Raw genomic sequence first — 12197 nt, forward strand, 5'->3', positions numbered from 1 at the left:
GGCCGATTCTGTTGAAAAAGTAGCTTCAGCGGCAGCCTGCCGATCAAGTGTGCCTGCTATCTAAGTGGCTGCAAGCCACTTCAAGTTGCCTTCCGGCGTTTCACTGAGCGTCCTTGCTCAGGTTTGAGGGTTAATTTGAGGGTTTCTGCTCGCAGCAGGCGTACCTATCCCGTGAGCGGTGGCCCTTGAGGCAAAAGCTTGGCCATGCGTCGCAGGTTCTGCACCGTCGCCGCCAAAGTGAATTCGTCAGTGGCACCTGTCAGGCCACGCAGTCGTAAACGGTCGAGTTTCATGATCCGTTTGAGGTGGGCGAACAGCATCTCCACCTTTTTTCGTTCGCAGCGAGAGACGAGGTATTCCGGTGTCTTGGCGATGCGCCTGGCCACATCGCGGGCAGCCTCATGGATGCTGCGGACGATCTTCCGATTCGGCGTGTTGGGGCAGCATTTCGCTTTCAAAGGACAGGCGGTGCAGTCGGTTTGGCTGGAGCGATAAATGATGGTGTTGGCCTTGGTCACCCGCGATCTTTTCTGGGTGAAGGCGCGCCATTCACTGCGTAGTGGTTTGCCGGCTGGGCAGCGATATTCATTGGCTTCCTGATTCCAGTGAAAGTCCTTACTGGAGAGGCTGTCGTCCTTGCGCTCAGTCTTGTCCCACACCGGCACATGCGGCTCGATGTCCTTCTCTTCGACCATCCAGGCCAGCATCGGGGCAGTGCCATAAGCGGTGTCGCCGATAAGGCGTTCCGGTGTGAGGTCGAACTGCGCTTCGACACGCTCGACCATCGTTCTAGTCGAATCGACTTCGGCGGTACGGTGCGCCGGGGTAGCTTCCACATCCATGATCACGCCGTGCTCAGTGTCGATCAGGTAGTTCGTGGAGTAGGCAAAGTAGGCCGGGCCGCCTGGCGCTGCTGTCCAACGGGACTGAGGATCGGTGAGCGAAATTTTCTTGGGAAGAGCTTCAGCCAGCGCCTCTTCATCAAGGGCTTCGAGGTACTCGCGCACGGCGCGGCTGCTGAGTGCTGGATCGCGCCAATCGACTTCATCTCCTGCTACCCCACGTTGCCGGCTAGCATCCGCCTTGATGATGCTGGCGTCGACAGCGAAACCTTCACCCTTGACCAGACCGGCCGCCATGCAGCGCCGCAGCACTTCATTGAACAACCAGCGGAACAGATCGCTGTCACGAAAACGCCCATGGCGATTCTTCGAGAAGGTCGAGTGATTGGGGACTTCGTCTTCCAGACCCAGCCGGCAGAACCAGCGATAGGCCAGGTTCAGGTGCACCTCTTCGCACAATCGCCGCTCGGAACGAATGCCATAGCAGTAGCCGACGACCAGCATGCGCACCATCAACTCCGGGTCAATCGAGGGACGCCCGATGGGGCTATAGAAATCTGCCAGGTAGGCACGCAGATCACTGAGATCCAGGCACTGGTCGATGCTGCGCAGGAGATGTTGGGCCGGGACGTGATCTTCCAGATTGAACGAGTAGAACAGGCGCTGCTGTCCTCCCGGTAACTGTCCCATCATGCTGTTCGCCCCCAGGCTCGCTGACAAAGCAATTTTGCCAACGGCATGGGGAGGTCGCTACTTTTTCAACAGAATCGGCCATTTGCGGACATTGAGTCATGGCAGCCGCCCACTTCGAATGACGGGCATCGCTACCTCCTATGATCCGCCCCATGAGGCCGCACATGCCGAGCAAGGCAAGCGCATCCCGTCAGCCCAACGGCTTCAATGAATCTCTGGACGGCTGACGCGAACGTATGTCCGCTATGGGGCGAGTAGCTGCCTCTCGGCAGCGGCAGCAATCGGCTGCGGACATCGCGCCCCCCCCTCAAACCAACGATCTTGTCGGTAGCTTGAGGCTTGCGAACAATGCGATGGCGACCAGTACCGCCATCAGCTCGAGCATTACCGACGCTCCTTGCCCACTCAGCACAAACGCTACCGCAAATGGCCCGGCGGCCTGCGCCAGAAGCATTGGTCGTGCTAAAACGCCCATTCTCGCCCCGTAGCCCTCGGCGCCGAAAAGTACCAGCGGCAGTGTCCCTCTCGCGATAGTCAGAATTCCAACGCCCGCCCCATAGAGCGCAGCAGCGACGAATGCCAGCCAGGGCGTTCCTGGGATGAGTAGGCAGATACCGAGCAGGCTTATCAGCACGCCAGCACGAGCAGACCAGGTCGGATGGAGATGTCGCGCAAGGGAGAACTCCAACACCCTCGCCACCACTTGGGCCGGGCCGATAACCATGCCGATTGCCAGCACTGTTACGGTCGGAATCCCAAGCTGCTGCAATGACGCCAGTAGGTGAACCGAAAGGCTTGCCATAACGAATGCAATGACCGTCAGCAGGCCAGCCACCAACCAGAAGAGCCGCCGAGTAGATCGATCCTCAGCGAGGGCGGTCTGCCTCTGCTTAGGCACCTCTCTCACAGCGTTGACGGGCTTGGGGACTGCCAGCCAATGGATCGGCAGGCCGATCACTGCATGTACTGCTGCGAGCACCCAGCAGGTCTCCCGCCACCCGCACCAGGATTCAAGTGCAGCCATGGCGGGCCACCCGGCAGTGCTCGCGAACCCGCCAATTAGGGTGAGTCCCGTGATCGCCCCACGAGCTCGCTCTCCCAGAAGCGTACCTAGTGTGGCGAAGGCCGAATCGTACAAACCAGTGGCCATCCCCAACCCAAGAATCGACCAGGCCAAGTAGTAAACCCACAAACTGCTTGCCGTGGACATCACCAAGAGACCCACGCTCAGCATCAACGAACTGAAGGCGAGTACGACACGCCCTCCGTGCCGATCAAGCAGGCGGCCAGCAACAGGCGAGCAGAGCCCTGCTACTAACATCCCCCAGGACAGACCACCGACAACGGCCGATAGAGACCAACCAGTGTCCCGTGCAATTGGGCTCGCCAGCACTGCCGGCAGGTAGAAGGTGGAACCCCACGCGAAGATCTGCGTTATGCCGAGTGCGGACACCAACCGCAGACGATTAGGGGCGGCTGGAACGTGTGATTCGAGCTGAGTCACGGTACCCTGCACGCATAGTTGTTAGTAGCAACCAAGCTAGACTACCGTGGCCTTTCTGGCCAATCGGAGGCGGCAATAGCTTGACCGCTGTATCCTCTCGGAATATTGTTGCAGGTAACAACCAATTGGAAATGACATGCCGAACAAGCGTACCGACGACCTGAGCCAGGATGCCGAAGCCCTGTATGAAGCGCTGAACCAACTGGTGCGGGTCTACCAGTTCAGAGACCGCGACCGTATTTGCTGCTACGACGTTTCAGTGACTCAGTGCTACGCCGTTGAGACCTTGGTGAAGCAGGGGCCGCTCCGCCTCCAGGCACTCGCTGAGGAGATGTTCCTGGACAAGAGCACTGCGAGCCGGGTGGTCGATACCCTCGAGCGCAAGGGCTACGTGTCGCGCGTTGAAGATCCAGAAGACCGCCGTGCAGTACGAGTTCAAGCTACTGAAGCCGGCGCAGATTTGTACGAACGCATTCGAGCCGACCTGATCGCCGAAGAGAAGGAAATGATCAGCGGCATGCCAGCCGAGGTTCGCCAGGGTGCGCTGACTTTACTGCGTCAGCTCACTCGAGCTGCCGAGATTCGTTGTGGCCTTGTCAGTGAATGCTGCCCAGGCCAGACCAAGGACAAGTGAGGGGGTAGCTCCCCCCTTTTTTAACTATATTGTTGTCACTACCAATCAAAAGGAAAGCACGATGCTAGTCCGCCTCGCAAAGCTCAGTGATAGCCAAGCCATCACCGATATCTACAACCAAGGCATCGAAGATCGCAGCTCCACATTCGAGACCCAGCCGCGCACCGTCGAGGACATGCAGCCCAAGGTAGCCGATATGTCGCGCTACCCGGTTCTCGTGGTCGAGCTCGATGGCGAGGTGGTTGCCTGGGCGAACTTGAGCAGCTATCGCGCGCGCTCCTGCTATGACGGTATCGCTGATTTCTCGATCTACCTGCGCCGGGATGCGCGAGGTCGTGGTATCGGGAAAGTACTCTTGAATGCTCTGTTGGCGGAGGCAGAAGCACGCGGATTCTGGAAAGTCCTTTCTCGGATTTTCACCTTCAACGAGGCTAGCCTCGCGCTCTGCCGCTCCTGCGGGTTCAGACAGGTTGGCGTCTACGAGAAACACGCTTGCCTGGAAGGCCGCTGGCTGGACTGCGCCATCGTCGAGCGGGTCATCTCTTCGAATCAACCTGTCTCTGGAGAATCAGCATGAGCCTGACTGACCTTCCCGTTGTCGTTATTGGCGCCGGCCCAGTTGGACTGGCCGCTGCTGCCCACCTCCTGGCTCGTGATCTGAATCCGCTAGTCATTGAGGCAGGAAATCAGGCTGGAGCAAGCATCAGCCAGTGGGGGCACGTCAGCATGTTTTCGCCCTGGGAATACAACGTGGACAAGGAGGCGGCCAAGCTTCTGGCCGCGACTGGCTGGGAAGCTCCGCGTCCTGACACATATCCCACCGGGCGCGAGCTGTTGGATCGCTATCTCCTTCCGCTCGCTGCTCTTCCGGTGATCCGGGAGCGGACACGTCTGAATACTCGCGTCCTCGCGGTGACCAAGTCGGGGGCTGATGCGCTGAAAACCAAGGGTCGTACTGCTTCACCGTTCCTGGTGCGCATTGCTGGCCCCAATGGTGAGCAGGACATCCTCGCTCGCGCCGTGATCGATGCCTCCGGTACCTATGAAACTCCGAACTGGATGGGCGCCTCGGGTATTCCCGCATTGGGCGAGCTGGAAGCAAGCTCGCATATTGCCTATGGCATTCCCGATGTAACCGGCGGTGCACGTGAGCGCTATGAGAGCCGCCGTGTACTGGTCGTGGGTGGCGGCCACTCCGCCTTCAATGCCTTGCAGGATCTGGTTGGACTGCCCGGCACCAAGGTGTTCTGGGGCATCCGTGGACACTCTCTGGAGAGAATTCTGGGCGGTGGTGCCAACGATAAGCTCGCCGAGCGCGGCAACCTGGGCCTTCGCATCCGAGCGTTGCTCGAACAGGAAAAGATCACTCTGTTCCAAGGCATATCGATCAACCGGGTTGATACCACTGGCCAAGGACTCGTCGTCCACAGCAATGGCGAAACACTGCCGGAAGTCGACGAAATCATCGTAGCCACGGGCTTCCGGCCCAACCTTCAGCTGCTGGGCGAGCTAAGGCTGGCAATTGATCCTGCCACTCAAAGCCCAACCCAACTGGCCCCGCTGATTGATCCGAACGAGCACAGCTGCGGGACGGTTCGCCCACATGGCATCGATGAACTCTCTCATCCTGACGAGGGGATTTTTATTGTCGGAATGAAGAGCTACGGGCGGGCCCCTACCTTCCTAATGCTAACGGGCTACGAGCAAGTTCGCTCTGTAGCGGCAGGGCTCGCGGGCGACTGGGAAGCTGCTCGGCGTGTCGAGCTCGAACTACCCGAAACGGGAGTCTGCAGCCTTCAGTTCGAAGAGCAGGAGCAGTCGTCGAGTTGCTGTGCACCCGCAGCACCGGCGCAGGCCAGTTGCTGTGGTACGCAAGAGTCTCCCGCTGCAGTTGTGGCCCAGAAATCGACCTGCTGCACACCAACGAGTCGCTCATAAGAACTCGTTTCCCATCGACGCTTCGCCGACGTGCCCTTGATCAAAGCCGGCGAAGCGAAGCTGGCATATAACAACCACAAGCCTTGGTGCTCTTTGACTTTTTATCAGTCGTCATTGGAGAACCAGCATGCATCTCATCCAGATATACGATCCCGCCTTGTGCTGTAGCACCGGCGTTTGCGGGGTTGAAGTGGATCAGTCCCTTGTCACCTTCGCGAGTGATGTCGAGTGGGCAATCCGGCAAGGCGCCAATGTTCAGCGTTTCAATCTGGCGCATGAGCCTCAGGCCTTTGCTGAGCAATCCGCTGTTCGCGACTTCTTGCAGCGTTCCGGCCAAGGCAGCCTGCCTTTGACCCTGGTGGATGGCGAAATCGTTATGGCAGGCCGCTATCCGTCACGCACCGAGCTGGCTCACTGGGCCGCCGTTCAAGCCTCACCCTCTACGGACTCGGAGAGCAACGGATGCTGCTCTTCCGGTCGTTGCTGCTGATAGGAGGATTCCATGCAATTTCTTCAATCCCCACCCCGCTTCCTCTTTTTCACTGGTAAGGGTGGCGTGGGCAAGACTTCTATCGCCTGCGCTGCTGCCGTCCAACTGGCCGGCGAGAACAAGCGCGTCCTATTGGTCAGCACTGATCCGGCGTCCAATGTGGGCCAAGTATTCAGTACGGAAATCGGCAACAAGGTCACCGAGATCCGGGAAGTCGCCCGACTGGCTGCGCTGGAAATCGATCCCCAGCAGGCTGCTCAGGCATACCGCGACAAAATTGTCGGGCCAGTGAAAGGTGTGCTGCCCGAAGACGTGGTGAAAGGTATCGAGGAGCAACTTTCCGGGGCCTGCACCACCGAGATCGCGGCCTTCGATGAGTTCACCTCACTGCTCACCGATGACGCGCTGATCGCTGAATTCGACCACATCATTTTTGATACTGCGCCAACTGGCCACACCATCCGCCTCCTGCAGCTTCCTGGAGCCTGGAGCGGCTTTTTAGAGAGCGGTAAGGGCGACGCCTCGTGCCTCGGGCCACTCGCCGGGCTGGAAAAGCATCGCGCCCAGTACAAAGCGGCTGTAGCAGCGCTGGCTGATCCCGTACGTACTCGCCTGATACTCGTTGCACGAGCCCAAAATGCTGCGCTTCGCGAAGTTGCGCGCACCCATGAGGAGCTTGCCGATATCGGCTTGAAGCAGCAGTACCTGGTGGTGAATGGCGTGTTGCCGGCCGCCGCTGCAGAAGGCGACGAGCTTGCCGCCGCCATCTACCAGCGGGAGCAACAGGTTCTAGCGAAAATACCGGAGGTACTTCGTAGCCTTCCGCTCGATCAGGTGGCACTCAAACCCTTCAACCTGGTGGGGCTCGATGCACTGAAGCACCTGTTCCTTGATGTGGCCATTGGGCCAGTCACGGAGACCGAAACGAACACCGAGCTGCACCTACCGAAGCTGTCGCCTCTCGTTGATGAAATCGCCGCCGAAGGGCACGGTCTGATCATGCTGATGGGCAAAGGCGGTGTAGGAAAGACCACCATGGCCGCAGCGGTGGCAGTCGACCTGGCCCGCCGAGGCCTTCCGGTACACCTCACGACTTCCGACCCGGCGGCGCATCTCGCGGAGACGCTCGAAGGCGTCATGGAGAATCTCACGGTCAGCAGAATCGATCCTCAGGCGGAGACCGAGCGATACCGGCAGCACGTACTCAAGACAAAAGGCGCCAGTCTCGATGCGGAAGGCCGTGCCCTACTGGAGGAAGACTTGCGGTCGCCCTGCACCGAAGAGATCGCCGTGTTCCAGGCCTTTTCCAGAGTCATCCGGGAAGCTGGCAAGAAGTTCGTCGTGATGGATACCGCCCCTACAGGACATACCTTGCTTCTTCTGGACGCCACAGGGGCCTATCACCGCGAGATTGTCCGCCAGATGGGCGACACGAAGGTGGGCTACACCACTCCCATGATGCAGTTGCAGGATCCGAAGCAGACCAAAGTGCTCCTGGTAACGCTTGCCGAAACCACCCCCGTTCTGGAGGCGGCCAACCTGCAGGACGATTTGCGCCGCGCAGGAATCGAGCCATGGGCTTGGGTGATCAACAACAGCGTCGCGGCAGCAGCGCCAAGATCCGCATTGCTGCTCAGAAGAGCAGAGAATGAGCGCCGCGAGATCAATGCGGTTGCTACCAAGCACTCTTCCCGCTACGCGGTTGTCCCGCTGCTGAAAGATGAACCTGTCGGCATAGATCGTCTGCAATCGCTGGTCGGAAACTGCTAAAGGCTGCGCCGAGCACCACCAAGGCTGAGAGGCTTCTGGGGTGCTCGGCATTTCCTTCGAATGAGTAAGCGCGTGGACAACGTCTCGGAAAAGCAGAGACACCCGCAAGGCACGTCGGTGTCAGCTATGCCGCCAGACCTTCACCGAGGAAATCAGCAGAATAGCGGCGAGCAGGGGTAGCAGGTATGTAGTGGAAATCAGCCCAAGTAACTGCCCACCGATGAAGGTTCCAATGATCGAGCCAGCGGCCATGATCAGGATGAACGTCCGCTGTGTTCTGACCACCGAAAAGCTCTGGTTGCGGCTGTAGCGGGTGAATCCCACGATCATGGTGGGCAGGCTCACCGCCAGTGAAAGGCTACCGGCAAGCTTTATGTCGGCGCCAAACAAAAGAACGATGGTCGGAATGAGTAGTTCGCCACCTGCGACTCCCATCAGCGCTGCTACGACGCCGATCCCGAAACCGACGACCACACCGACCATAATCAACGCTGCGCCATGAAACAGTGGCTCACCCGTCGCGTTTGCGTCATGGCCAAACAGCAACGCAATGGCGATTCCTACCAGCAGCACTGCCAGCACTCTGTAAAGAGTCTGGCTCTTGAGCTTGGTTGCCCACCCCGCCCCATACCAAGCTCCAGCAAGGCTTCCGGCAAGGAGTGTGACAATGATGTCCCAACGTTCGAGGACGTCCGCATAGGGGACGCTCATTGCACGAAACGGCAAAGCCGTCGCGACGACGATGAGACTCATCGCCTTGTTAAGGATAACTGCCTCAAGAGCCCCAAAACCGAAAAGGCCAATCAGCAGAGGAAGTCGAAACTCTGCGCCACCTAAGCCTATGAGCCCTCCTAAAGCACCAATCAAGGAGCCAGCGGAGAAGACTGCGACATTGTTCTTTTCTTTTTCGGCGCTCATACGGCTCCTGCCTCGTTTCGCATCATCGGATTGCGCGCCGTCGTGCCAGGTCTCCTAAAGGGGCGGCTCGGCGGCCATGCAAGCTATTCCGATGGCAACCTAATGTCTAGGCTCCACAACAGCGCATGGGCTCATGCGACGGATTCGAGCGAAAAGGCAGCGTGAAGGCATGCAGATTCAACGCGCCCGGTACTTTGTCAGTTACACCCGCCCCCACCAATCACCGCACACCGTGCTCCGGGCGTCGGCCCAAACAGCTCATGACAGAACTGTCACTTGAAGTTTATGCGAAAAAACGTATATTCGAAAAACCATATACATCCGGACATCCCGAGATGACTGACAAGATCCGCGTCCTGTTTGTTTGTACCGCCAACGCCGCTCGCTCCCAACTTGCCGAAGCGCTGCTTCGGCACACCGACAGTGAGCACTTCGAGGCCTTCAGCGCTGGAACTCAGCCTGGCGTGATCGACCCGAGAACCTATGCCGCCCTCGATCATCTCTCCATTGATACCAGCGGCCTGCGCAGCAAATCCATCGAAGAGTTCGCGGGTGAACGCTTCGACTATGTCATCACCCTTTGCGACAAAGCCGCTCAGGAATGCCAAACCCTTCCAGGGACTGGCGAGGCATTGGCGTGGAACTTTGAAGATCCGGTGACCAGCAACCGCCACGACGCCTTCCGTCACACGCTTCACGAGATTCACGAGCGCATCAAGATGTTCGTCCTTGTGAAGACCAAACACTGAGAACCGCCATGACTGACTCCCTGACTCCGACCCAGGTTTTCAAATGCCTGGCTGACGAAAACCGCATCCGGATGATGCTGTTGATCGCTCGCGAGGAAGAGCTCTGCGTCTGCGAACTGACCTGTGCCCTGGATGAAAGCCAACCGAAGGTGTCTCGCCACCTGGCTCAGCTGCGTACCTGTGGGCTACTGGAAGACCGCCGGCAAGGCCAGTGGGTGTACTACCGACTGCATCCAAAACTGCCCGCCTGGGTACGCGAGATTCTCGTAACGACGCTTGAGGCCAACCGCCAGTGGTTGAGCACGAGCTCCAAGCGACTGGACACCATGGGCGACCGCCCCGAGCGCGTTGCTGCCTGCTGCTGAAGACTGCCGAGAAGATCCGATGAAAGTTCTGTTCCTCTGCACCGCCAATAGCTGCCGAAGCATCTTGTCTGAGGCTGTCTTCAATCACTTGGCCCCAGCCGGCATGAAGGCATACAGCGCCGGTAGCCAACCCAAGGGGGAAGTGAATCCGCTGTCCATCACAGCCCTGCAGCGCGCCGGTATCGCCACTAATGGCCTGAGCAGCAAGTCCACCGATTCACATGCCGACCTGGCACCGGACTTTGTCATCACCGTTTGCGACAAGGCAGCCGGCGAGGCGTGCCCCGTGTTCTTCGGGCCCGCTGTGAAGGCCCATTGGGGACTTGCCGACCCGTCCGATCTGCAGGGTAGCGAGGAAGAGATGGATGCTGCCTTCGATGACACGCTCGGGCACATCAAACGACGCATTTCTGCGCTTCTCGCACTGCCCTTTGAACAACTCGATGCCGCCCAGCTCAAGGCAGAACTGGCACGCATCGGCACTCTCTGAAGCTACGGAGACCCATCATGAGCAAGAGTCGTCTTACTTTCCTGGATCGCTACCTGACGATCTGGATCTTTCTCGCCATGGGGCTTGGTATAGCGCTCGGTAGTTTCTTCCAGGGGCTGCCGGCTTGGCTGAACGGCCTGTCAGTAGGCTCGACCAATATCCCCATCGCCATTGGCCTGATCGTCATGATGTATCCGCCATTGGCGAAGGTGAAATACGAGGAGCTGCCGCAAGTCTTCAAGGACAAACGCATCCTCGCCTTGTCACTGATTCAGAACTGGGTGATCGGCCCGGTACTGATGTTCGTGTTGGCCGTGGTGTTCCTCTCCGATAAGCCTGAGTACATGACGGGGCTGATCCTCATAGGCTTGGCGCGCTGCATCGCCATGGTGCTGGTGTGGAACCAGATCGCGGGCGGTAATAACCAGTACGTTGCGGGCCTGGTCGCCTTCAACAGCATCTTCCAGATTTTGTTCTTCAGCGTGTACGCCTGGATCTTCCTGGGCGTGTTGCCGCCCCTGTTCGGGCTGGAAGGCAGCGTCATTGAAACGAGCTTCGTCGATATCGCGCAGTCAGTACTGATCTACCTGGGCGTTCCGTTCCTGGCCGGCTTCCTGACCCGCAAAATCCTGATCAACCGCAAGGGTGCAGCCTGGTACCAAGATCGCTTCATTCCGAAGATCAGCCCGCTGACGCTGGTAGCTCTGCTGCTGACCATCGTTGCGATGTTCAGCCTCAAGGGCGACATGGTGCTGCAGCTGCCGCTGGACGTACTGCGTATCGCCATCCCGCTGACCATCTATTTCGTGGTGATGTTCTTCATCAGCTTCTGGATGGGCAAGCTGCTGGAGGCCGACTACCCACGTACCACCGCGCTGGCATTCACCGCCGCGAGCAACAACTTCGAACTCGCCATTGCCGTGGCCATCGCCACCTTCGGCCTAGCCTCCCCCGTCGCCTTTGCGACCGTGATCGGGCCGCTGGTTGAAGTACCTGTACTGATCTCTCTGGTCGGCGTTGCCTGGTGGCTCAAGCGTCGCTGGTTCGATCAAGCCTCTGGCGCCCTTTCCCAGGAGTGAAATCATGACCAATGACCATATCCCCAATATCGACAGCGAACTGATCGATCTGCCGTCCCCGGACAAACTGGCTATCGAACAGAAATCGACTCACAAACCGCGCATCCTCCTGCTGTACGGATCGACTCGCGAACGCTCCTTCAGCCGTTTGCTCACCGAGGAGGCCGCTCGCTTGCTAGAGCACTTCGGAGCCGAGACGCGGATTTTCAATCCGTCAGGTCTGCCCCTTCCGGATGACGTGTCCGATGACCATCCCATGGTCAAAGAACTGCGTGACCTGGTGCTCTGGTCGGAAGGCATGGTCTGGTGCTCGCCGGAGCGCCACGGCGCCATGACAGGCGTGTTCAAGTCGCAGATCGACTGGATTCCGCTGAGCATGGGCGCCGTGCGCCCCACTCAGGGTAAGACCCTGGCGGTAATGCAGGTCTGCGGCGGTTCGCAGTCGTTCAACGCCGTTAACCAGATGCGCGTGCTCGGCCGCTGGATGCGCATGTTCACTATCCCCAACCAGTCCTCCGTGCCCAAGGCCTACCTGGAATTCGACGAGGCAGGTCGCATGAAGCCTTCTCCGTTCTACGACCGAGTCGTCGACGTGATGGAGGAACTGGTGAAGTTCACCCTGCTACTGCGTGATCGCGCCGACTACCTGGTCGACCGCTACTCCGAGCGCAAGGAGTCGGCGGAAGAGCTATCCAAACGTGTCAATCAACGATCCATCTGAGGCT

Annotated in this window: 13 protein-coding genes; 10 read left to right on the plus strand and 3 right to left on the minus strand. The window is 58.9% G+C overall.

The window, feature by feature from the left end; translation table 11 throughout:
• Positions 1–164 precede the first annotated feature (164 nt).
• Both ACTJJX_RS16855 and ACTJJX_RS16860 read right to left on the minus strand, forming a co-directional pair.
• Positions 165–1535: a transposase gene (locus tag ACTJJX_RS16855; RefSeq protein ID WP_146538033.1), complete on the minus strand. Its 1371-nt coding sequence runs from the start codon at positions 1533–1535 to the stop codon at positions 165–167.
• Between the two features lie 307 nt (positions 1536–1842).
• Entirely contained in the window at positions 1843–3051 is a 1209-nt protein-coding gene (locus ACTJJX_RS16860) for an MFS transporter (protein ID WP_305956560.1), read from the minus strand.
• Between the two features lie 124 nt (positions 3052–3175).
• On the opposite strand from ACTJJX_RS16860, the gene ACTJJX_RS16865 reads away from it, so the two are divergent.
• From ACTJJX_RS16865 to arsA, 5 genes are all read left to right on the plus strand, one after another.
• Complete coding sequence (locus ACTJJX_RS16865) at positions 3176–3673, plus strand: MarR family winged helix-turn-helix transcriptional regulator (RefSeq protein ID WP_003109836.1); 498 nt, start codon at positions 3176–3178, stop codon at positions 3671–3673.
• A gap of 61 nt (positions 3674–3734) precedes the next feature.
• Positions 3735–4250, plus strand: a complete 516-nt coding sequence (locus ACTJJX_RS16870; protein WP_003109837.1) for an arsinothricin resistance N-acetyltransferase ArsN1 family A — start codon at positions 3735–3737, stop codon at positions 4248–4250.
• Complete coding sequence (locus ACTJJX_RS16875) at positions 4247–5611, plus strand: FAD-dependent oxidoreductase (protein ID WP_003109838.1); 1365 nt, start codon at positions 4247–4249, stop codon at positions 5609–5611. The genes ACTJJX_RS16870 and ACTJJX_RS16875 overlap by 4 nt, the downstream gene beginning before the upstream one ends.
• A gap of 127 nt (positions 5612–5738) precedes the next feature.
• Positions 5739–6101, plus strand: coding sequence for an arsenite efflux transporter metallochaperone ArsD (arsD, locus tag ACTJJX_RS16880; protein ID WP_003109839.1), 363 nt, complete (start codon positions 5739–5741; stop codon positions 6099–6101).
• 12 nt (positions 6102–6113) lie between these two features.
• On the plus strand, positions 6114–7871 hold the full coding sequence (gene arsA / locus ACTJJX_RS16885; protein ID WP_003109840.1) for an arsenical pump-driving ATPase: 1758 nt from the start codon (positions 6114–6116) through the stop codon (positions 7869–7871).
• Positions 7872–7991: 120 nt separating this feature from the next.
• Here arsA and ACTJJX_RS16890 read toward each other — a convergent pair whose 3' ends face one another.
• Complete coding sequence (locus ACTJJX_RS16890; protein WP_003109841.1) at positions 7992–8789, minus strand: sulfite exporter TauE/SafE family protein; 798 nt, start codon at positions 8787–8789, stop codon at positions 7992–7994.
• A gap of 335 nt (positions 8790–9124) precedes the next feature.
• Between ACTJJX_RS16890 and ACTJJX_RS16895 the strand changes: the two genes are divergently transcribed.
• The 5 genes from ACTJJX_RS16895 to arsH are packed head-to-tail and all read left to right on the plus strand — an operon-like array spanning position 9125 to position 12193.
• On the plus strand, positions 9125–9538 hold the full coding sequence (locus ACTJJX_RS16895; RefSeq protein WP_003109842.1) for an arsenate reductase ArsC: 414 nt from the start codon (positions 9125–9127) through the stop codon (positions 9536–9538).
• Positions 9539–9546: 8 nt separating this feature from the next.
• Positions 9547–9903 carry a metalloregulator ArsR/SmtB family transcription factor gene (locus ACTJJX_RS16900; RefSeq protein ID WP_003109843.1) on the plus strand — a complete coding sequence of 119 codons (357 nt, stop codon included), beginning with the start codon at positions 9547–9549 and terminating at the stop codon, positions 9901–9903.
• A 19-nt stretch (positions 9904–9922) separates the two neighbouring features.
• Positions 9923–10393, plus strand: a complete 471-nt coding sequence (locus tag ACTJJX_RS16905) for an arsenate reductase ArsC (RefSeq protein WP_003109844.1) — start codon at positions 9923–9925, stop codon at positions 10391–10393.
• Between the two features lie 17 nt (positions 10394–10410).
• Entirely contained in the window at positions 10411–11472 is a 1062-nt protein-coding gene (gene arsB, locus ACTJJX_RS16910; protein WP_003109845.1) for an ACR3 family arsenite efflux transporter, read from the plus strand.
• Positions 11473–11476: 4 nt separating this feature from the next.
• Positions 11477–12193: an arsenical resistance protein ArsH gene (arsH, locus tag ACTJJX_RS16915; RefSeq protein ID WP_003109846.1), complete on the plus strand. Its 717-nt coding sequence runs from the start codon at positions 11477–11479 to the stop codon at positions 12191–12193.
• Positions 12194–12197 lie beyond the last annotated feature (4 nt).

It is taken from the genome of Pseudomonas sp. 22490 (assembly GCF_052044465.1).
Lineage (GTDB): Bacteria > Pseudomonadota > Gammaproteobacteria > Pseudomonadales > Pseudomonadaceae > Pseudomonas > Pseudomonas aeruginosa.

Excerpts from the sequence above, each read along its gene's own strand:
- ACTJJX_RS16855 (WP_146538033.1), bottom strand. The coding sequence starts at position 1,535 with ATGATGGGACAGTTACCGGGAGGACAGCAGCGCCTGTTCTACTCGTTC.
- ACTJJX_RS16865 (WP_003109836.1), top strand. The coding sequence starts at position 3,176 with ATGCCGAACAAGCGTACCGACGACCTGAGCCAGGATGCCGAAGCCCTG.
- ACTJJX_RS16870 (WP_003109837.1), top strand. The coding sequence starts at position 3,735 with ATGCTAGTCCGCCTCGCAAAGCTCAGTGATAGCCAAGCCATCACCGAT.
- ACTJJX_RS16875 (WP_003109838.1), top strand. The coding sequence starts at position 4,247 with ATGAGCCTGACTGACCTTCCCGTTGTCGTTATTGGCGCCGGCCCAGTT.
- arsD (WP_003109839.1), top strand. The coding sequence starts at position 5,739 with ATGCATCTCATCCAGATATACGATCCCGCCTTGTGCTGTAGCACCGGC.
- arsA (WP_003109840.1), top strand. The coding sequence starts at position 6,114 with ATGCAATTTCTTCAATCCCCACCCCGCTTCCTCTTTTTCACTGGTAAG.
- ACTJJX_RS16890 (WP_003109841.1), bottom strand. The coding sequence starts at position 8,789 with ATGAGCGCCGAAAAAGAAAAGAACAATGTCGCAGTCTTCTCCGCTGGC.
- ACTJJX_RS16895 (WP_003109842.1), top strand. The coding sequence starts at position 9,125 with ATGACTGACAAGATCCGCGTCCTGTTTGTTTGTACCGCCAACGCCGCT.
- ACTJJX_RS16900 (WP_003109843.1), top strand. The coding sequence starts at position 9,547 with ATGACTGACTCCCTGACTCCGACCCAGGTTTTCAAATGCCTGGCTGAC.
- ACTJJX_RS16905 (WP_003109844.1), top strand. The coding sequence starts at position 9,923 with ATGAAAGTTCTGTTCCTCTGCACCGCCAATAGCTGCCGAAGCATCTTG.
- arsB (WP_003109845.1), top strand. The coding sequence starts at position 10,411 with ATGAGCAAGAGTCGTCTTACTTTCCTGGATCGCTACCTGACGATCTGG.
- arsH (WP_003109846.1), top strand. The coding sequence starts at position 11,477 with ATGACCAATGACCATATCCCCAATATCGACAGCGAACTGATCGATCTG.